The sequence below is a fragment of the Streptomyces sp. NBC_01525 genome, from assembly GCF_045040405.1.
In the GTDB taxonomy this organism is placed as follows: domain Bacteria; phylum Actinomycetota; class Actinomycetes; order Streptomycetales; family Streptomycetaceae; genus Streptomyces; species Streptomyces benahoarensis.
This window is the reverse complement of sequence record NZ_CP109397.1, coordinates 2,712,696-2,731,935: the sequence shown is the minus strand read 5'-3', so window position 1 is coordinate 2,731,935 and position 19,240 is coordinate 2,712,696. Positions and strand designations below refer to the sequence as shown.

Sequence of the window (19,240 nt, the reverse complement as noted above, 5' to 3'; positions counted from 1 at the left end):
GGACACTCATCATCCTTCCGTTTGGGCCGGTTATCGTTCTGCACATGACTCCATCGCACCCCCGGATCAGCAAGGCTGTCATCCCGGCGGCCGGTCTCGGCACCCGCTTTCTCCCCGCCACGAAGGCCACGCCCAAGGAGATGCTGCCGGTCGTCGACAAGCCCGCCATCCAGTACGTGGTGGAGGAGGCGGCCGCCGCCGGGCTCTCCGACGTCCTCATGGTGACCGGCCGCAACAAGCGGCCCCTGGAGGACCACTTCGACCGCAACTACGAGCTGGAAGAGGCTCTGCACCGCAAGGGCGACGAGTCCCGCCTCGGCAAGGTCCAGGAGTCCAGCGACCTGGCGACCATGCACTACGTCCGCCAGGGCGACCCCAAGGGCCTCGGCCACGCCATCCTCTGCGCCGCCCCGCACGTCGGCGACCAGCCCTTCGCCGTCCTCCTCGGCGACGACCTCATCGACCCGCGCGACCCGCTGCTCCAGCGCATGATCGACATACAGGAGCGGCACGGCGGCTCCGTCATCGCCCTCATGGAGGTCGACCCCGCCCAGATCCACCTCTACGGCTGCGCCGCCGCCACCCCCACGGGCGACGACGACGTGGTGGCCGTCTCCGACCTGGTCGAGAAGCCGGACCCGGAGCAGGCCCCCTCCCGCCTCGCCATCATCGGCCGCTACGTCCTCGACCCGGCCGTCTTCGACGTCCTGCGCGAGACCGCCCCCGGCCGCGGCGGCGAGATCCAGCTCACCGACGCCCTCCAGACGCTCGCCGCCGACCCGTCCCTGGGCGGCCCGGTGCACGGCGTCGTCTTCAAGGGCCGCCGCTATGACACCGGCGACCGCGGCGATTACCTCCGTGCCATTGTCAGACTGGCATGCGAACGTGAGGACCTGGGCCCGGAGTTCCGGACCTGGCTGCGCAGTTTCGTCACCGAGGAGTTGTAGGGCCTTGAGCGGTACCACCGACCCGACCCGCCGTCCGCACCGTGTCTGGTCGGTGGCCGATCATCTCGACGACGTCCTCGCCAAGATCCGCCCCCTGGACCCGATCGAGCTGCACCTGCTCGACGCCCAGGGGTGTGTCCTGGTCGAGGACGTCACCGTCCCGGCCGCGCTCCCGCCGTTCGACAACAGCTCCATGGACGGCTACGCGGTCCGCGTCGCCGACATCGAGGGCGCCACCGAGGAATTCCCCGCCACCCTCACCGTCATCGGGGACGTCGCGGCGGGCAGCGGCGAGCTGCCCGCCGTCGGCCCCGGCGAGGCCGCCCGCATCATGACCGGCGCGCCCGTCCCGCCCGGCGCCGAGGCCGTCGTCCCCGTCGAGTGGACCGATGGCGGCAGCGGCGGCGGCCCCGCCGACTCCATGGCGGCCCGCGGCGCGTCCCCCGCGGGCGCCTCCGGCGAGGTCCGGGTGCACCGCCCGGCCGCCGCCCGCGCCCACATCCGCGCCGCGGGCAGCGACGTCACCGCCGGGGAGCGCGCGCTGCGTGCCGGTACGGTCCTCGGCCCGCCGCAGATCGCCCTGCTCGCCGCCATCGGCCGCGGCACCGTCCGGGTCCGGCCCCGCCCCCGCGTCGTCGTCCTGTCGACCGGCAGCGAACTGGTCCAGCCCGGCGAGACGTTGGGCCCCGGCCAGATCCACGACTCCAACAGCTTCCAGCTCACCGCCGCCGCCCGGGACGCCGGAGCGATCGCCTACCGCGTCGGCGCCGTCGCCGACGACCCCGACACCCTCCGCGCCACCCTGGAGGACCAGTTCATCCGCGCCGACCTGCTGGTCACCAGCGGCGGCGTCAGCGTCGGCGCGTACGACGTGGTCAAGGAGACACTCACGGACCTCTCCGCCGAGGAGGGCACCGTCGAGTTCCGCAGGCTCGCCATGCAGCCCGGCAAGCCCCAGGGCTTCGGCCTTCTCGGCCCCGACCGCATCCCGCTGCTCGCCCTCCCCGGCAACCCGGTCAGCGCGTACGTCTCCTTCGAACTGTTCGTCCGCCCCACCATCCGTACGCTGATGGGCCTGTCCGACGTGCACCGCGCCACCGTTCCCGCCGAGTGCACCGAGGCGGTCACCGGCTCCCCGGCGGGCCGCCGCCAGTTCCTGCGCGGCTCCTACGACCGGGACGCCGGTACGGTCACCCCCGTCGGCGGCGCCGGGTCCCACCTCATCGGCGCGCTCGCCCAGGCCAACGCCCTGATCGTCGTCCCCGAGGACACCACCGAGGTGGCGGCGGGCGACAGCGTCGAGGTCCTCCTGCTCGGGTAGCCGCCGAGCCCCGGGGGTACGGTGTCGTCGCACAAGCGGCAGTGTGGACCGGGAGAACCATGAGCAGCGGCCAGCAACACCTCACCCATCTCGACGCGGCGGGCGCCGCCCGGATGGTCGACGTCACGGCCAAGGACGTCACCGCCCGCACCGCCCGCGCCACCGGCCGCGTCCTGGTGTCGCCGCAGGTCGTCGCGTTGCTCCGGGGTGAGGGCCTGCCCAAGGGCGATGCGCTGGCCACCGCCCGCATCGCCGGGATCATGGGCGCCAAGCGCACCCCGGAGCTGATCCCGCTCTGCCACCCCCTCGCCGTCTCGGGCGTCACCGTCGACCTCACCGTCGCCGACGACGCCGTCGAGATCGCCGCCACGGTCCGCACCACCGACCGCACCGGCGTCGAGATGGAGGCCCTCACCGCGGTGTCCGTCGCCGCGCTCACCGTCGTCGACATGGTCAAGGCCGTCGACAAGGCGGCCGTGATCTCCGACGTCCGGGTCGAGACGAAGACCGGCGGCAAGTCCGGCGACTGGAGCCGCGGATGACCGCCCCGCGCGCCCTCGTCGTCACCGCCTCCCAGCGCGCGGCCGCCGGTGTCTACCCCGACAAGGGCGGCCCGCTGCTCGTCGAGGGGCTGACGGCCATGGGCTTCACGGTCGACGGCCCGCGCGTCGTCCCGGACGGCGACCCCGTCGAACAGGCCCTCCGCGAGGCCGTCGCCGCCGGGTACGACGCCGTCGTCACCACCGGCGGCACCGGCATCTCGCCCACCGACCGCACCCCCGAGGCCACCCGCCGCGTCCTCGACCGCGACATCCCCGGCATCCCGGAGGCGCTGCGCGCCGCGGGCCGCGAGTCCGTCCCCACCGCGGCGCTCTCCCGCGGTCTGGCGGGGGTCGCCGACGCCACCCTCATCGTCAACCTCCCCGGCTCGACCGGCGGCGTACGCGACGGCCTCGCCGTCCTCGCCGACCTCCTGCCGCACGCCGTCGACCAGATCCGCGGCGGCGATCACCCCAGACCCCCGCGGAGCACCCACTGAACGCGCCCTGGCCGGCCGTCCTCACGGACAACGACGTCACCCTCCGGCCGATAAAACTGCGCGACCAGCGCGCCTGGCGTGAGGTCAACCGCCGCAACCGCGACTGGCTGCGCCCCTGGGAGGCGACGGTCCCGCCGCCCCCGCCCGGCATCCCCGTACCGCACCGCCCGACCTACCGTCAGATGGTCCGCCATCTGCGGGCCGAGGCGTACGCGGGCCGGATGCTGCCGTTCGTCGTCGAGTACCAGGGCCGTCTGGTCGGCCAGCTCACCATTGCCGGGATCACCTGGGGCTCGATGTGCTCGGGCCATATCGGCTACTGGGTCGACCGCGAGGTCGCCGGCCGCGGCGTCATTCCGACCGCCGTCGCGCTCGCCGTCGACCACTGCTTCCGCAGTGTGGGGCTGCACCGCATCGAGGTGTGCATTCGCCCCGAGAACGCGCCCAGCCGCCGGGTGGTGGAGAAACTCGGATTCCGCGAGGAGGGGCTGCGCCCGCGTTATCTGCACATCGACGGCGCCTGGCGTGACCACGCGGTATTCGCCCTGACCGCGGAAGAGGTACCCGAAGGCATGCTGAACCGTTGGCGACGGCAGAAGCCCAGCGCATCCCACAAATGAAATACCTGTTCGAATTGATCCACCGAATGGCCACATGCGGAGAGTGCTGATCTCAACAATCACAAAAAAAGTTCGAGATATCAGCCAGATCGTGCGACACGCCGGCCCAATTGGCGGATGGCCCCGCGCAAACCCCTCTACCGTGTGAGTCGTGAGAAGCAGCGGCCTCATCTACGCAGTCATCGTCGGGGCCTGGGCTGCCTACTTGGTGCCGATGTGGCTCCGTAGGCAGGACGAGCTGAACGAAGCGCGTCCCACGGAGCGCTTCAGTACGGCCATCCGGCTCCTCTCCGGCCGTGCGGCCATGCAGCGCCGCTACGACAAGGAGCAGGACGACCTCACCGACGATGTCGCCGACGAGCAGGAACCGGACCACCAGCCCGACGAGGCCGACGTCCGGCCCCCCGGCGAACCCGCGACCGACCCCCGCACCCGGGTCGCCGCCCACCTGCCGCGCCCCTCGCTCACGGAGCGTGCCAAGCGGGCCAAGGTCCTCGCCCGCCGTCGGCGCACCATCACGGTCCTCTTCCTCGCCTTCACCGTCGGCGCGGTCGTCGCCGCGGTCGGCGGCACCGCCTTCCTCTGGGCCCCCGCTGCCCCCGCCCTCCTTCTGAGCGCGTACATCGTCTACCTCCGCACCCAGGAGCGCCGCCGCTTCACCTTCACCATGGACCAGCGCAAGGCGGAGGCGGCGGCGCAACGGCTGCGGGAAGGCCGCCCCCGCCCTCCGCGGGCGGCCGACCAGCCGCCCGCCGCCGACCACCCGGCCGACCCCGTCGCTGACGCCCCGGCCGAACCCCACCCGGAGCCGCGCCCCGAGCCCGCCCACACGGCCGGCCGCCGCGCGCTCGTGGAAGAGACCGACCACGCCGAGTGGGTCGACCAGCAGCGCGAGCGGGAGCGCCCGCACCCGGCGTCCGGCAGCTGGGAGCCGGTCCCCGTACCGCTCCCCACTTACGTCACCGCGCCCGTGGCCCCCCGCGCCACCAGCCACGTCGACCTCGACACCGACGACGCCTGGAGCTCCGCCCGCTCCAGCGCCGCCGCCGAGCACCCCGAGCCGCAGCGCCAGGAGCAGCCCGCCCCGTCCCGCCGCCCCAGGGGCCGCACCCCGCTGTTCGACCAGTACGCCTCCCCGGCGCCCGCCGACCACGACGCGGCCCCGGACGACTACGAGAGGCCGCGCGCCGCGAACGAGTAGCCCCCCGCTGACCAGCACGGGAAGCGATTTCCGGGCACCGCCATCGGGATGCTAGAGTTTCACACGTCGCAAGGGCCTGTGGCGCAGCTGGTAGCGCACCTCGTTCGCAACGAGGGGGTCAGGGGTTCGAATCCCCTCAGGTCCACCGCACGTCAGAGCCCCCGCCGGAGAGATCCGGTGGGGGCTCTTTCGCGTGGTGCAGCAACTGCGTGGAGCACCGCGAGAAGCGATCCGCAGGCGTGGCGTGCCGTGCAGTCGGATCTTCCGAACGCCGGCCTTGGCCGAGCGGGCATCGGACTTCCGGTTGATGTTCCTCGCATGCAGGCGAGCCCGGAGGAGGGGATGGGCGACACGGCCCGAGGCTGATGCCTCTTCTGCGCGTACAAGGTGGAGTCGACGGACTTCAGGCGTCCGCTGCCATCCTTTGAAGTGTGCAGATGCTGTCGCCCCGCCTCCTGAAGGCGCTTGAACGGTTCAACGCCACCTACCCCTGGGACCATAATGCCCACTACCACCGTTGGATCCTGCAGCAGTTGCCGAGGCGGTTCGACCGGGCGCTGGACGTCGGATCCGGCAGCGGGGGCCTGGCGAGACTCCTGGCCGGACGCGCGGCCACCGTGGAAGGTATCGACGCCGATCCGGTGATCACCGCGCGGGCGCGGGAACTGACCCCTGAAGCGCTCCCGGTGACCTACACCGTCGCCGATGCGGTGACCGGCCTCCCCGAGGGGCCCTACGACGCCATCAGCTGTGTCGCCACGATCCACCACCTGCCTTTCGCCCAGATGCTCACCGGCTTCCGTCGCCGTCTGGCGCCGGGAGGGACCGTGGTGGTCGTCGGCCTGTACCGTGCTCAGACCCCTGGGGACCATGTGCTGGCGGCTCTCGCCAGTCCGACCAACGCCGTCGTGGGATGGCTGAGGAACAGAGGTCGCCCCACGCCCCGGCCGGTCTCCATGACAGCCCGTACCCGGCCTGCGGACATGACCTTCGGCGAAATCGTTCGGGAGGCCGGTGTGGCCCTTCCCGGGGTGCGGGTGCGGCGGCGTCTGTTCTGGCGGTACACCCTTGTGTGGCGGCGACGGTGAACGGGCTGAGGCTCGCACGGGAAGAGCTGTCCGGCGTGGGTACCGCCACCGGGCGTGGGGGCGCTGCGGACCGTAGGGGTTCCGGCGATCCGGCCTCCGGCAGGTTTTCCCGCCGAGGTGCACGGCCGGGGAGACGTAGGACGAGGCGGGCGTCGTTTAACCGGACGGCGCGCGGCCCTGGATGCGGCGGGCCACGGCGAGCACGATCGGCGCTGCGAGCCAGCACAGGTACGCGCCGGAGCCCATGGGCAGGAACGAGAGGGGAACGGACGCCCCGAACACCGCGGCCAGGCAGATGCTGCGCACCAGGCTCTCGGCGACCACCCGGGGCGGGACGTCCGTGCGGTACAGGTGTGCGCGCCGGATCTCCCGGATGATCAGCGCGAACGACGCGGACGCCAGGACCTGCACGAGCGCGTACAGGCCGAACCGGGGCGGGAGGCGCCGTCGGCGGTGATCACCCGGGTCGCGAACGGCATCAGGACCTGCATGAACAGCCATGCCAGGGTGAGGCTGGTCAGGCGGCTGTTCAGCGAGCGGACATGCCGGAAGATCTCGTGGTGGGCGCGCCAATGGGCGGCGATCACCACAAAGCTGAGCGCGAAGGCCAGGTACTCCTTGCCGTGGGCCGACACCGAACTCAGCATGGCGCCGGTGCTGTCGCCGGCAGGGACGGGGAGATCCAGCGCCAGCAGGGTGAGTGCGATCGCGATCGCCGCGTCGACGAACGCGATGAGCCGCTCGGCGGCGAGCGCTCGCGCCTCGCCGGTCTTGTCGTCGGGCTTGTGGCCGGTATGAGTCGCCATGGTGAGGAACAGCTCCCTGCGGCTCAGGCGCCGGTTTCCGCGGTCGCCCGGGGCGTGGCCGCCAGGCGCCGGGACCGCACGGCCAGGATGATCATGACCGCCGGGATCAGGAGGTCGTTGACGAGGACTCCGCCGGTGTTGCCGGGGGCGTGGTCACCGTTGACGAACCACTGGTAGAGGTGACCGGCCACGGCTCCCCAGAGGAGCATCCCGCCGCCGATCCCGATGGTGATGCGCTCCCGCGCGGATGCCGAGGCGGCCCGGAAGCCCATGACGGCCAGTCCGAGGTTGGCGAAGGCGATCTCGAACATGAAGGGCGTCCGGCCGAAGCCGATCGCCGTGGCCATGACATCCGGGAAGGCGAGGAACGCGACCGTCATCCACAGGCTGCCGCACCCGAAGGCGCCGATGGCCCACCAGCGCTGCCAGGTTTCCAGCGCCTGCTGGGGTGACCGTGCGCGGCGGGTCCGCACGAAAGCCCCGACGGCCGGCACCAGGATCCAGACCAGCGGGAAGGCGGACTGAGCGAGGTAGGAGAAGTTGTCCATGACCCCATTCTTAACTGGTTAATATTAACCCGTCAACAGTCGGGTACAGTGGTAGCTGTGGATGACGGACTCGCAGACGCGCTGCACCGCGTGGTCATGCTGCTGGGTGAGGCGGCCCGGCGGCGCACCGATGACCCCGGCGGCTTGACCTACAGCCAGATACGACTTCTGGGCACGCTGGAGGACATCGAGCCGGTGACGCAGCATCGGCTCGCGCAGGCGCTGTCGGTGTCCGACCCGGCGATCAGCCGGGCGCTACGACCGCTCGAAGCGGATGGTCTGGTGCAGATCACCATCGACCCCGGACACGCGCGGCGGCGGCTGGTCCGCCTCACCGAAGCCGGCCGGGATGCCTTCCACGCCGCCGGAAAGCCACTCGGCGACGAGTTCCGGGCCGCGCTCGTCGCGGCCGGTTTTCCCTACGAGCGCTACTTCGAAGACACCCTTCGGCTGGCCGAGCTGCTCGCATCCGACTGAGAGCGCCGCCACGCGTTCCGCGACAGCACCGCCCACGCCCGAACCACGCCCCCGCCCAGCCCCGGACAGAACCGCGACGCTCCGGCGAGCAGCGCGGGTCCGGTCATCGAGTACGAGCACAGCTTCACCAGGCAGGGCAACAGGCTCCGGCCCGGCGAGTCCCCCGGACCTCTACCTGTTCGGCCACGAGGAGCTGCACATCCGTGTCATCGCCGCATTCGGCGAACGGCTCGCCGCCTACAGGGAGCAGCTGCACGCGTGGGCCGGCGGATATCACGGCCCACGCTGGTCATCCGGCCCCCCGAGTACCTGCTGCGCGGCTACCACTCGATGCCGCCGGCGGAAGAGGAGATCGAGCGAGCGGTCAAGCCGAGCACGGACCCGGACCACCACGACCGCATGTCAGCCACTGGACCTTGCCCGGCACTTCCGATACACGCCCTAGTGTTCTGAGTCGGGAATTCTGTTCAGATGTATAGGTTTGGTCTGTGGTGCGTACTGGGCGGCCGAAGGCCGAGTTGATCCTGTCGGATGAGGAACGGGCTGCGCTGGAGGGGTGGGTGCGGCGCCGTTCCACGCCGCAGGCGTGGGCTCTGCGCTGCCGCATCATCCTGGCCTGCGCGGAGGGGATGTCGAATAAGGATGTGGCGGTTCGGCTCGGCTCGACTGCGCATGCGGTGGGCCGCTGGCGGGCGAGGTTCGTCGAGCACCGGATCGCCGGTCTGGGAGACATGCCCCGCTCGGGTGGTCCCCGGTCGGTCACCGACGAGCAGGTAGCCGCACTGGTCGCAAAGACTCTGGAGTCCGCCCCGAAGGATGCGACGCACTGGTCGACGCGGTCGATGGCGAAGCAGACGGGACTGTCGCAGTCGACGGTGTCACGGGTGTGGCGGGCGTTCGGTCTGCAGCCGCACCGCTCGGAGACGTTCAAGCTGTCGACAAATCCGTACTTCGTCGACAAGGTCCACGACGTCGCCGGACTCTATCTGGACCCGCCCGAGCGGGCTCTGGTGTTCTGCGAAGTACGGACGGCCTCGAAGTCCACCTTGTGCTGGACAACTACGCCACCCACAAGACCCCGGCGATCAAGACGTGGCTGCTGGCGCACCCCCGGTTCCACCTGCACTTCACGCCGACGGGATCGTCCTGGCCCAACCTCGTGGAGCGGTGGTTCGCCGAGCTGACGAACAAACAGATACGGCGAGGCGTCCACAAGACCGTCCAAGCCCTGGAGAACGACATCCGGACCTGGATCGCCGCTTGGAACACCGACCCCAAGCCCTACGTCTGGACCAAGACCGCGGACGAGATCCTCGAACGCCTCGCCTCATATCTGAACAGAATTCCCGACTCAGAACACTGGTCGTTGTCGTAAGGGTGCCGTTGATGGGCCATCCGCCCGCCGCCGGCGCGGCGTCCACGCCGTCACCGGTGGACGATGCGGTGCCGAAGGCCCTTCGTGCTTGGTTTGTTGGTGTTCGGGGCCGGGGCTGGGCAGTTGTCCGCCGCAGGGACGGAAGTTGGGGCAGGGGAGGGGCCCGTGAGACCCGATGGCCGTCTGTCGCCGTGTGAGGCGAGGTCAGTCGCTGACGAGGCCCTCCGGGGAGGTGCGGGCGAGGGCGGCGAGGGTGCCGAGGGCCTGGGCGAGGACGTCGGGCTGGGGTGAGGCGAGTCCGACGCGGAGGGCGTTCGGGGCGTGGGCGCGGCCGACGGTGAACGCGGCGGCGGGCACCACCCCGATGCCGTGCCGGGCCGCGGCGGCGACGAACGTCTCCGCGCGCCACGGACGGGGCAGCCGCCACCAGCAGTGGTACGAGCGGGGGTCGCTCCGTACGGCGAACCCGTCGAGGTGCCGGGCCGCGAGCTCCTGGCGTACCGCCGCCTCCCGCTTCTTGGCCGCCACCAGCGCGGCGAGGGTGCCGTCCTGCTGCCACCGGTGGGCGGCCTCCAGGGCGAACCGCATCGGGGACCAGCCGCCCGACCGGAGCGCGGAGGAGATCTCGCCGCTCAGCGCGGCGGGCGCGACCACGAAGCCGAGGGTCAGGCCGGGGGCGACGCGTTTGGAGAGGCTGTCGATCAGGACGGTGAGCTCGGGCGCGTGGGCGGCCAGCGGCGGGAGTTCGTCGCGGAGGAAGGCCCAGATCGCGTCCTCGATCGCGGGGAGGCGGAGCCGCAGCAGGGTCTCGGCCAGCTGCTCCACGCGGGCGTCGGGCATGGTGAGCGAGAGCGGGTTGTGCAGCCGCGGCTGCACGTAGACGGCGTGCAGCGGGGCGGCGGCATGGGCCTCCGCGACCGCCTCGGGGACCAGCCCCGCGTCGTCCATGGCCAGCGGTACGAGGGTGATGCCGTGCCGGGCGGCCACGGCCTTGACGACCGGGTAGGTCAACTCCTCGACGCCGAGCCGTCCGCCGGGCGGCACCAGGGCGGTGACGGTGGCGGCGATGGCCTGCCGCCCGTTCCCGGCGAAGAGGATGCGCGCCGGATCGGGCCGCCAGCCGCCGCGCGCGAGGGCGTCGGCGGCGGACTCCTGTACGGCGGGGAGCCCGGCCGTGCCGACGGGACGCAGCGCGTACGCGAGGCCGTCGGGCCGCAGCAGCCCGCCGAGCCCGGCGGCGAGGAGGGCGCTCTGCTCGGGGACGACGGGGTAGTTCAGCTCCAGGTCGATGCGGCTTCCGGCGGGTTCGGTGAGCGCGGGGGAGGCGGCGGGGGCCGTGGGCTCGGCGCGGACGAAGGTGCCGCGGCCCACCTCACCGACGGTCAGGCCGCGCCGGGCGAGCTCCTGGTAGACGCGGGTCGCGGTGGAGGCGGCGATGCCGTACTTCCGCGCGAAGGCGCGCTGCGGGGGGAGGCGGTCGCCGGGCCGGAGCGCGCCGGTCCGGATCTCCTCGGCCACCGCGTCGGCGACGCTCCGGTAGTGGTGCACGGTGCTCTTCCTGTCGTCGTTCCGGTCCGTCGCCGTCCTGGTCGGTCGGCCCCGTCCGCGCTCGGCGGTTCGGCCTGGAGCCCGTCCAGGGTATTGCACTCGGTGCAATATTTTTATTGCACTGAGATGAGGGCGGTTCTAGGGTCTGTCGTAGTGGCCGTGTGGCCCTCGCATGCAGGCATGTTGGCGCTGGTTTCCGCTCGGGGCAATGTGTGGTGCCGTCGCGATTGTTCTGAGGGGTGGACGAGGTGGGCGGCCTGCGGTGGGTGGTGCTCCCTTGGGTGCGTGATGCGAGGGGCGCGGCATGCAACCCATCGGCGTGCGGCGGGTTTTCCTGAACGAGGAGGTTCCATGCTGGAGTTGAGTGGGGTTCTCGGGGTGTCGGCGGTGGCGCTGGGTATGGTGCTCACGCCCGGGCCGAACATGATCTATCTGGTCTCCCGCAGCATCACCCAGGGGCGGCGGGCCGGGATGATTTCGCTGGGCGGGGTGGCGCTGGGCTTCCTGGTGTATCTCCTCGCCGCCAACCTGGGCCTGTCGGTCGTCTTCCTCGCCGTGCCCGAGCTGTACGTCGCGGTGAAGCTGGCGGGCGCCGCCTACCTCGCCTACCTGGCGTGGAACGCCCTGAAGCCGGGTGGCCTCGCGGTCTTCGCGCCGCAGGAGGTGCCGCACGATGCGCCGCGCAAGCTCTTCACCATGGGGCTGATGACCAACCTGCTCAATCCAAAGATCGCCGTCATGTACCTCTCGCTCATACCGCAGTTCATCGACCTGGACGAGGGGTATGTGCTGCTCCAGGGGCTCGCCCTCGGTGCGGTCCAGATCGTGGTCAGCGTCGCCGTGAACCTCGCCATCGTCCTGACCGCCGGCGCGATAGCCACCTTCCTCGCCCGCCGCCCCTCCTGGCTGAAGCTCCAGCGGTACGTGATGGGCGGGGTGTTGGGGGTGCTCACGGTCATGCTGGCCGCGGACACCTCGGGTCCGGTCAGGGCGGGTTAGGGCGAGTCGGGGCGGGCTGCGGCGAGTTGAGGTGTGGTGTGCCTGACTGCTGACCCGTCAGCGCCCCCTCCTCTCTTCCGTTCAGGAAAGTGCTTTCCACGGTGGAAAGTGTGTGGCAGGGTGGGGTTGTACGGCGAAGTGCGGCGCCCGGTTGGGGCGTCGGGGAGAGGGGACGGTGAGCGTGATGGCGGCGCAGGAGAACGCACCGGCTGCGGTGGGCGACGGAGCGGGTGTTTCGGCTCTGGACGCGACGGGCGGGCTGCGGGAGGCGGAGGCGGCCCGGGTGCGGGCCGGACTCCGGGCGAGGCTTTTCCCTCGGTGGTACGGCCCGGTGCTCGCGTTGGTCGTGGCGGTGCCCGGCGTCGTGCAGAGCTGGAGCGTGGGGCGGCGCGGGTACCCGGTCCTGGTGTCCCTGCTGGTCTGGTGCGTCGGGATGGCGCTGCTCCTCGTGATACGGCAGTTCGGCGCGCGCAGCACGGGAGTTGTGGTGTCGGAGTCCTTGTCGGACCGGCTGCGGCGGAACCGCCTCTGGATGCTGGCCGCCTTTGTGGGGTGCGGGGCGACGTGGGGCGCGGGGCTGTTGCTCGGGGCCGGGGAGTCCGCGCTGCGCCTCGCGGTGTCCGTGGTCGCGGGCCTCTTCATCTGGGGCCTGTTCGCGTGGCGCAACGCCACCGTCCGGCGGGAGTTGTCGCAGCTGCGGGGCGCTCCGGGGGCGGCGTGAGCGGCGATGCGGGCTCCGGCGCGTCCGGGGCTCCGCAACTGGACGCGGCGATCCACCAGCCGACGCGGCTGGCGGTGGTGGCCTTCCTCTCGGCCTGTGACGAGGCGGAGTTCGCTGCCGTACGCGACTGCTGTCAGGTGTCCGACTCGGTGCTCAGCAAGGCCGCGTCGGCGCTGGAGGCGGTCGGTTACGTCGCCATCCGCAAGGGGTACGCGGGCAAGCGCGCCCGCACCTGGCTCTCCCTCACCGATGCCGGGCGCCTGGCGCTCACCGGTCACCTGGCGGCGCTCCAGGGGATCGCGGATGCGGCCCGGAGTGCGGGCACGCGGGCGCGCGCCGGTGGGGTGGGGGAGTAGCTGGGGTGAGTGCCCTGGGGCCGGTGTGACCACGCCTGGTGCGGCTCGGCCTTGTCCGGCCCGCTTCGGTGCGGCCCGGCCTCGTGCGAACTGGTCCTGTGCGGGCGGCAGGTCAGTCGGCCAGGCGCGCCACCGCGGAGACGACGGCGGCGATGCCGTCCTCCGCCTCCATCCGGCGGGCGGCGCCGTTGGCGCGGGTGCGGTGTGTGGGCTCGGTGGTGGCCCTGATGAGTGCCGAGGCCAGTCGGTCGGCGGACTCGTCGTCGGAGAGGTCGGCGAACGGGATCGGGGGTGTGGCCGCCCCCAGTGTGGCCAGGCGGCCGGCCCAGAACGGCTGGTCGGCGGTGACCGGTACGGGCACGCTCGGGACGCCCGCGCGGAGCGCGGCGGCCGAGGTGCCGGCGCCCGCGTGGTGCACCACCGCCGCGGTGCGGGGGAAGAGTAGGGCGTGCGGGACCTCTCCGATGGTGAGGACGTCGGACGCGGTGTGCGTGGTGTGCGTGCGAGGCCCGGCGGTTGGGGCGGGCCCCGTACGGGTTCCCGTAAGGGGCTCCGTGATGCCCTTGACGGGCGTGGGGGAGAGCCCCGTAAGGGGAGCACCGCTGCCGCTGCCGCTGCCGGTGCTGGTGGCGGCGCCGGGCTCGGAGTAAGTGCCGGTGTGGGCAGGGGCGTCGCTGTAGGAGACGGGTTCGGCATCCGGGGACGTCAGGCCCGCGTTGCCCGACTGGAGGATGCCGCGGACCTTGGCGCGGCGTAGGGCCCGTACGGCGAGGGCGCCGAGGCGTTCGCCCCCGCCGGACGCCATGCTGCCGAAGCCGATGAAGACCGGGGGCGGGCCGTCGGCCAGGAAGTCTTCGAGGTCGGGTGGGAGTTGGGCGTCGGGGGCGTGCCAGGGCCACCAGTTGCCGACGACGTCGAGGCCGGGGCGCCAGTCGGCGGGCCGTGGCAGCAGGACCTCGCTGAAACCGTGCAGCACCCGCGGCCGGGCCGCCTCGGTGCGGCGGCGGACGGCGCCCGGGGTGGCGGGCGGCAGGCCGAGGCGGGCGCGGAGGGCGCGGGTCGCGTCGGCGTGGAGCCGGTCGACGATGCGTGGGGTGAGGCGACCCGCGAGGAGGTTGCCCCAGCGGCCCAGGTTCCGCCCGCCGGACACCACGGGGGCGAACTCCCTTGTGGGTGCGGTGGGTTGGAGGGAAAGGTCCAGCGCGGGGATGTCGTGCGCCTCGCAGAGGTGGCGGCCGAGCGGGGCGGTGGTCGTGGAGAGCAGCAGGAGTTCCGTGCCCGGGGCGACGGCGTCGGCCATGCCCGCCCCCAGTTCGTCGATGAACGCGGCGGCGGTGCGCATCAGGGCCCGTTGACCACCGCGCCCGGTACCGGGACCGGCGCCGCCCGGACGCCGGGCGTGTGGATCGGCGGGCAGCCGCCGGAACTCCGGCCCGGCGGCGCGGACGAGCGGGGCGAAGGTGTCGTGTGTGGCGATCGCCACGTCGTGACCTGCGGCGATGAGGGCGGCGCCGATACCGGTGTACGGGGCGACGTCGCCGTACGAACCGGCGGCGGTGATGAGGATCTTCATGGCGTGGGCCTTCCGTGAGGGCGCCGTCCGGAACGGGAGAAGCGGGGGAGAGGGCGGCGGAGAGCGCGTGAGGTGCGGTGCGGGCACTTGGCTCCGGCTCCGTAGGGGAGCGGTGGTCTGCCAGTAAGGGATGTCCGCCCGGCGACGTAAGGGGACTGCGGGGCCAGCCCGTCAGGGGCGCCTGTCCACCCGTAAGGGAGCCCCCGAGTCCGTTCGTAAGGGGAGCGCCCGTCCGCTGCGAGGTGGTCCCCATCCGCCCTCAAGGGGCGCCGGGCAGGCCGTAGGGAATGCGGGGCCGCTCCGCACGGAGGTGTGGCCGACGGAGCGTGCGCCCCGGTGTCCGGAAGAGGCGTGTGCCGGGTGGCCGGAAGGCGCGTGCCAGGCGTCAGGGCCCAGGCGTGGGGCCGGACGGTGGCGCGGACACCGAGCCGGAGGACGCCGAGCCGGAGGACGCCGAGCCGGAGGACGCCGAGCGGGAGGACACCGAGCCGGAGGACGGTGGGCCCGACGGTCCGGACGGCGGTGCTGACGCCGGACCGGAAGGTGGCGGCTCCGCCGGGCCGGACGTTGCCGGGGATGCCGAGGAAGACGGCGGGTGCGTCGAGCCGGACGTCGTCGGCGACACCGGACCGGCAGACGACGGGCGACCCTGCCCAGACGCCTCCACCCCCACCGACGGCGAAGCCGTCCCCTCCCGCACCGACGGCGAAGCCGTCCCCGCTCCCCGCACCGCATTGGCGCACACGGCCGTATGCACATACAACGCCAGCCCCGGGCGCTGCTCCGACGGGGGAACAAGGAGGGCGAAGGCGCGGGGGTCGGTGAGGAAGTCGTCGGCGATGCGGGTGTGCATGTCGGTGGGGCAAGGGGTGAACCAGTGGCTGATGTGGGCGCGGTGCTCCTCGGCCAGGTCCATCGCCGTCGGGCCGTCCGGGGGTTCCTCGGCGTCGTAGGCGGCGAGCAGGCGGGTGCGCCAGGCGGCCGCCTCGGCCATGAGGCGGGCCCAGTCCTCCTTGGTGTGGGAGTCGGCGCGGGCCATCGCGCGTTGATGGCCCGCGCTGTGATGCCACTTGCGCTGGGCGTCGGTGGCGTAACTGAGGTCGAAGGCGACCTCGCCGAACACCTCGAACCGTTCGTCGGGCGTCAGCCGTACGCCGGTCTGCTAGACCTCCATGGCCCGCTCGGCGACCTCGACCAGGCGGCCGAGGCGGGCGATCTCCTCGGTGAGACGCCGGTGGCGGGCGCGCAGCCGGCCGAGGAGGTCGGCGTCCGGGTCCTGGAGGAGGGTGGCGATCTCATCGAGCGGGAAACCCAGCTCGCGGTAGAAGAGGATCTGCTGGAGCCGGGCGAGGTCGGCGTCGTTGTAGAGGCGGTACCCGGCCGGGCTGCGGTCGCCCGGGCTGAGCAGTCCGGCCTTGTCGTAGTGGTGCAGGGTGCGCACCGTGATGCCCGCGAAGCGGGACACCTGGCCGACCGTGTAGCTCATCGCGGCGCCTTCCGTCATGGCTCCTCGCGGCGGAGCCCCGGACCACCCGTAGGGGCCCGGGGCGAGCCGCCCCCGTTACCCGTACAGGGTGCGCCCTGACGTGACGTAAGGGTCAAGCGGGAGCGCCCTGGGGGAGCGGGAGCGGCCCGGAAGCGGGCCACCGGGAAACGGGAACGCTTCGGGAAGCCGAACGCCCCCGGAGGCATCCCAGGGAAGCGGAACGCCCCTGAGAGCGGCGCGCTCTCAGGGGCGGTGCGACAGGGAGAGGACCCCGGTGGTGGGAGGCTCCAACGGCGCGAGGACCCCAACGGCGCGAGGACCCCAACGGCGGGAGGCCCGGCGCCGGGATGTCCCACCCGGCCCGGTGCCCCACCCCCTCCGGAGGGCGCCTCAGTCACTCTCCGGATACGTGTCCTGCACCACGGAGTTGAGCACCGCCTGGGTGTCCTCGCGGGTGAGACCGGCGGTGCGGGCCCGGGTCATCCAGGCGCGCAGTTCCTCGCGGAGCTGGGTGTCCGCCGCGGACTGGGGGCGGGCCAGGGTGCGGCTGACGAAGGTGCCGAGGCCGGGCCGCGGCTCGACCAGGCCCTCGCGCTCCAGCTCGCGGTATGCCTTCAGCGTGGTGTTCGGATTGACCTTGGTGGTGGCCGCGACCTGCGCCGCGGTCGGCAGACGGTCGCCCTCGACCAGGGTGCCCAGCCGCAGCGCCTGCTGTACCTGCTGGACGATCTGGAGGTAGGTGGCCACGCCACTGCGCCGGTCGATCCGGAACTCGACCACGCTCACCACCTCTCCGACTCTTCCGCCCGTCGCAGCCCGGCGGCCCCGTGCGGGCCCGGCCGCCCCCACTGCCACCGTATGCCGTGGGAGCCGGACTCCGTACGGTCCGACCGATTGATGATGGTGCGGCCACTACCGGGTGTCAAAGCGCGGCACGGCAGGTGACCGGGGGCGACGGGCCGGTCGGCGCTCAGAGCGGCCGCCGGCGGGCACGCCGGACGACGAACCCGAGGATCAGCACGCTCGCCACCAGCAGGATGATCGACCCACGCCACTGCATGCCCGCCATCTGATCGAAGCTGAAGTAGTCGGTGACGCTCTGGGTGATGCCCATCTTCGCCCGGCACGCGTCGGTGGCGGCTTCGGAGGAGTCGAGGCAGGTGCCGAAGCCGTAGAACTTGCCGTCGGCGGTGGCCACCCAGTTGTCCATGTAGATGGCGTCCGCCGCGATCGACGGTTCCTGATCGAGCGGGGCGAACGCATGCCGCAGCTGGCCCAGGCGCTCGGGGATGCGGCTCCAGGCGATGCTGAACGCGCCCATGAAGACGACGCCGGCGACCATCGAGGTGAGAATCCGCTTGAGGACGACGCCGAGCGCGATGCCGCAGACCGCGAAGAAGAGCGACGTGGCCGGGAGCATCGGGCCGGTGACGTCGAACGGGCCGCTGAGCAGCCAGTCGCCGTTGAACGCGAGGGTGTGGGCCGGAAGCCACATCCACCGGTACGACATCGACAGCGCGGTGGTGCAGACGACGACCACGGTCAGGGGCAGCGCGAGGGTCGCGGCGATCCACCGGCCGCGGCTGACGGACTGCGTGGTGACCAGCCGGACCGTGCCGTGCTCCTGCTCACCGGCGATCAGCGGGGCGCCGAGGAAGAGACCGATGAGCGCGGGCAGGAACTGCAGCAGCGTGGCGCCGCCCCGGAAGGCGATGCGGAACTGTTCGCCGAACTTCACGCCCGTCCGCTCGTTGAACTCGGTGCCGTACCGCTGGACGAAGTCGACCACGGCGAAGTGCTGGTACGTGAAGTACGCGGAGACCAGCACGGTGACGGCGAGGCCGCTGGCCAGGGCCGCACGGTGGCGGCGCCAGACCAGCCAGGGCAGGCCGTGCAGCAGCCCGCCGGAGGGGGCGGGGGCGCGGCCGGTGGTGGTGTCACTCCTGTGGGGGGTGTTCCGCTCGGGGCGGGGGTGGTGCTCCGCCCGGGTGTCGGTGGTCATGCGGCACGCCCAGCGGGGCCGTCGAGGCGGGCCTCGTCCGCGATCAGGTTGGGCGCCTGCGGCGACCGCAGATACGCCAGCAGCACCTCCTCCAGGCCCGGCGCCTGCTGGTCCCAACTGTCGGAGAGCGGCCCGCCGGGGCGGATCAGGGCGGTGAACTGCCGCCCGGTGACGCGGGATTCGACGACGGTGTGGTGGCGCGACAGCTCGTCCGGGACGCCGTTGTCGGCGGCCATGCCCGTCACCAGGGAGTGTGCGGGGACCAGTTCGTCGGTCGGGCCGCCCATCCGGAGCCGGCCTTCCGAGAGGACGAGGAGGAAGTCACACATGTCCTCCATCTCGGAGAGCATGTGGGACGACATCAGGACGGTCGTGCCGTGCTCGGCGGCCTCGGACATCAGCAGCCCGGCCATCTCGTGGCGGGCCAGCGGGTCCAGGTCGGCCATCGGCTCGTCGAGCATCAGCAGGTCAGGCCGCTTGCCGAAGGCCAGCGCGAAGGCGACGCGGGTGCGCTGGCCGCCGGAGAGGGTGCCGACCTTGGCGGTGAACGGGACGTTGCCCGACTTCACGATCCGCTCGGCCAGGGACTGGTCCCAGTCGGGGTTCAGCTCGCGGCCCATCCGCAGCGTCTCGGCCACCGTGAAGCGCGGGTAGAGCGGCTTGTCCTGGGCGAGGAACGCGATCCGCTTCAGAACGGCCGGGTCGGAGACCGGCACCCCGAAAAGCCGCAGCGAGCCGGTGGACGGCTGCACCAGCCGCGTCGCGGTCCCCAGGAAGGTGCTCTTGCCGGCGCCGTTGGGCCCGACCAGCGCGCAGATACGCCCTGCCGGGAGCCGGAACGAGCAGTCCTGCAGCGCCCAGCCGCGGCGGTACTTCTTCCCCAGGCCGTCGGCCTCGATCGCCCATGGGCTCTGGTCGCTCACCCGGCTCACCCCTTTAGCTAGTTGATTAGTGGAATGAGTATGGAGAGGTGGGCGGAGACCTGTCAAACAGGGGTGACGAGTGGGGGTGATGCATGACCGACGTGCGTGGGGGCGGCGAGCCGAGGCGCCCGGCCGAGGTGCCGGGCCGAGGCGCCGGGCCGAGGGCGCACGCGCCGAACGGGCGCACGTGGAAACGCCGCCCCGGGCGGG

The 19,240-nt window shown here is 72.3% G+C and carries 19 protein-coding genes, 1 tRNA gene and 2 pseudogenes; 13 read left to right on the top strand and 9 right to left on the bottom strand.

Annotated elements, in window-relative coordinates:
- Positions 1–44: 44 nt before the first annotated feature.
- From galU to OG422_RS12035, 8 genes are all read left to right on the top strand, one after another.
- A complete protein-coding gene (galU, locus tag OG422_RS12070; RefSeq protein WP_143942557.1) occupies positions 45–947 on the top strand; it encodes a UTP--glucose-1-phosphate uridylyltransferase GalU in 903 nt (300 codons plus the stop codon).
- Between the two features lie 4 nt (positions 948–951).
- The gene (gene glp, locus OG422_RS12065; protein ID WP_405742626.1) at positions 952–2,268 is read left to right on the top strand and encodes a gephyrin-like molybdotransferase Glp; all 1,317 of its coding nucleotides are present in this window, start codon (positions 952–954) and stop codon (positions 2,266–2,268) included.
- Between the two features lie 59 nt (positions 2,269–2,327).
- Entirely contained in the window at positions 2,328–2,810 is a 483-nt protein-coding gene (gene moaC, locus OG422_RS12060) for a cyclic pyranopterin monophosphate synthase MoaC (protein ID WP_143942559.1), read from the top strand.
- On the top strand, positions 2,807–3,307 hold the full coding sequence (locus tag OG422_RS12055; protein WP_143942560.1) for a molybdenum cofactor biosynthesis protein B: 501 nt from the start codon (positions 2,807–2,809) through the stop codon (positions 3,305–3,307). The genes moaC and OG422_RS12055 overlap by 4 nt, the downstream gene beginning before the upstream one ends.
- A complete protein-coding gene (locus tag OG422_RS12050; RefSeq protein ID WP_143942561.1) occupies positions 3,304–3,927 on the top strand; it encodes a GNAT family N-acetyltransferase in 624 nt (207 codons plus the stop codon). The genes OG422_RS12055 and OG422_RS12050 overlap by 4 nt, the downstream gene beginning before the upstream one ends.
- A 151-nt stretch (positions 3,928–4,078) precedes the next feature.
- Positions 4,079–5,128 carry a hypothetical protein gene (locus tag OG422_RS12045; RefSeq protein WP_405742623.1) on the top strand — a complete coding sequence of 350 codons (1,050 nt, stop codon included), beginning with the start codon at positions 4,079–4,081 and terminating at the stop codon, positions 5,126–5,128.
- 72 nt (positions 5,129–5,200) lie between these two features.
- Positions 5,201–5,273: transfer RNA gene (locus tag OG422_RS12040), tRNA-Ala, on the top strand.
- Between the two features lie 292 nt (positions 5,274–5,565).
- Positions 5,566–6,216: a class I SAM-dependent methyltransferase gene (locus tag OG422_RS12035; protein WP_405747749.1), complete on the top strand. Its 651-nt coding sequence runs from the start codon at positions 5,566–5,568 to the stop codon at positions 6,214–6,216.
- Between the two features lie 156 nt (positions 6,217–6,372).
- On the opposite strand, the gene OG422_RS12030 is transcribed toward OG422_RS12035, so the two are convergent.
- Genes OG422_RS12030 through OG422_RS12020 form a run of 3 tightly spaced genes read right to left on the bottom strand, consistent with a single transcriptional unit; the run spans position 6,373 to position 7,570 of the window.
- Positions 6,373–6,627, bottom strand: a complete 255-nt coding sequence (locus tag OG422_RS12030) for a hypothetical protein (protein WP_405742622.1) — start codon at positions 6,625–6,627, stop codon at positions 6,373–6,375.
- Positions 6,594–7,022 carry a TMEM175 family protein gene (locus OG422_RS12025; RefSeq protein ID WP_405742620.1) on the bottom strand — a complete coding sequence of 143 codons (429 nt, stop codon included), beginning with the start codon at positions 7,020–7,022 and terminating at the stop codon, positions 6,594–6,596. The genes OG422_RS12030 and OG422_RS12025 overlap by 34 nt, the downstream gene beginning before the upstream one ends.
- A gap of 23 nt (positions 7,023–7,045) precedes the next feature.
- A complete protein-coding gene (locus tag OG422_RS12020) occupies positions 7,046–7,570 on the bottom strand; it encodes a DUF6790 family protein (protein ID WP_405742618.1) in 525 nt (174 codons plus the stop codon).
- A gap of 57 nt (positions 7,571–7,627) precedes the next feature.
- Here OG422_RS12020 and OG422_RS12015 point away from each other — a divergent pair, with 57 nt between their 5' ends.
- Both OG422_RS12015 and OG422_RS12010 read left to right on the top strand, forming a co-directional pair.
- Positions 7,628–8,047 (top strand): MarR family winged helix-turn-helix transcriptional regulator, encoded by a 420-nt coding sequence (locus OG422_RS12015; protein ID WP_405742616.1) that lies wholly within the window; start codon positions 7,628–7,630, stop codon positions 8,045–8,047.
- A gap of 491 nt (positions 8,048–8,538) precedes the next feature.
- Positions 8,539–9,422, top strand: a pseudogene (locus OG422_RS12010) (IS630 family transposase).
- 204 nt (positions 9,423–9,626) lie between these two features.
- Here OG422_RS12010 and OG422_RS12005 read toward each other — a convergent pair.
- Positions 9,627–10,970 (bottom strand): PLP-dependent aminotransferase family protein, encoded by a 1,344-nt coding sequence (locus tag OG422_RS12005; protein ID WP_405742614.1) that lies wholly within the window; start codon positions 10,968–10,970, stop codon positions 9,627–9,629.
- A gap of 351 nt (positions 10,971–11,321) precedes the next feature.
- Here OG422_RS12005 and OG422_RS12000 point away from each other — a divergent pair, with 351 nt between their 5' ends.
- The 3 genes from OG422_RS12000 to OG422_RS11990 all read left to right on the top strand — a co-directional run bounded on the left by OG422_RS12000 (position 11,322) and on the right by OG422_RS11990 (position 13,046).
- A complete protein-coding gene (locus OG422_RS12000; RefSeq protein ID WP_405742612.1) occupies positions 11,322–11,969 on the top strand; it encodes a LysE family translocator in 648 nt (215 codons plus the stop codon).
- A 175-nt stretch (positions 11,970–12,144) separates the two neighbouring features.
- Complete coding sequence (locus tag OG422_RS11995) at positions 12,145–12,690, top strand: hypothetical protein (protein ID WP_405742610.1); 546 nt, start codon at positions 12,145–12,147, stop codon at positions 12,688–12,690.
- Positions 12,687–13,046, top strand: a complete 360-nt coding sequence (locus OG422_RS11990) for a transcriptional regulator (protein WP_405742608.1) — start codon at positions 12,687–12,689, stop codon at positions 13,044–13,046. Before OG422_RS11995 ends, OG422_RS11990 begins: the two co-directional genes overlap by 4 nt.
- A 112-nt stretch (positions 13,047–13,158) precedes the next feature.
- On the opposite strand, the gene OG422_RS11985 is transcribed toward OG422_RS11990, so the two are convergent.
- The 5 genes and pseudogenes from OG422_RS11985 to OG422_RS11965 all read right to left on the bottom strand — a co-directional run bounded on the left by OG422_RS11985 (position 13,159) and on the right by OG422_RS11965 (position 19,030).
- Positions 13,159–14,619, bottom strand: coding sequence for a glycosyltransferase (locus OG422_RS11985; protein WP_405742607.1), 1,461 nt, complete (start codon positions 14,617–14,619; stop codon positions 13,159–13,161).
- A 715-nt stretch (positions 14,620–15,334) separates the two neighbouring features.
- A pseudogene (locus tag OG422_RS11980) lies at positions 15,335–16,105 on the bottom strand (MerR family transcriptional regulator); the annotation flags it as partial.
- Positions 16,106–16,495: 390 nt separating this feature from the next.
- Complete coding sequence (locus OG422_RS11975) at positions 16,496–16,894, bottom strand: GntR family transcriptional regulator (RefSeq protein ID WP_143944895.1); 399 nt, start codon at positions 16,892–16,894, stop codon at positions 16,496–16,498.
- Between the two features lie 181 nt (positions 16,895–17,075).
- A complete protein-coding gene (locus OG422_RS11970) occupies positions 17,076–18,107 on the bottom strand; it encodes an ABC transporter permease (RefSeq protein WP_405742604.1) in 1,032 nt (343 codons plus the stop codon).
- A complete protein-coding gene (locus OG422_RS11965; RefSeq protein WP_405742602.1) occupies positions 18,104–19,030 on the bottom strand; it encodes an ABC transporter ATP-binding protein in 927 nt (308 codons plus the stop codon). The genes OG422_RS11970 and OG422_RS11965 overlap by 4 nt, the downstream gene beginning before the upstream one ends.
- Positions 19,031–19,240 lie beyond the last annotated feature (210 nt).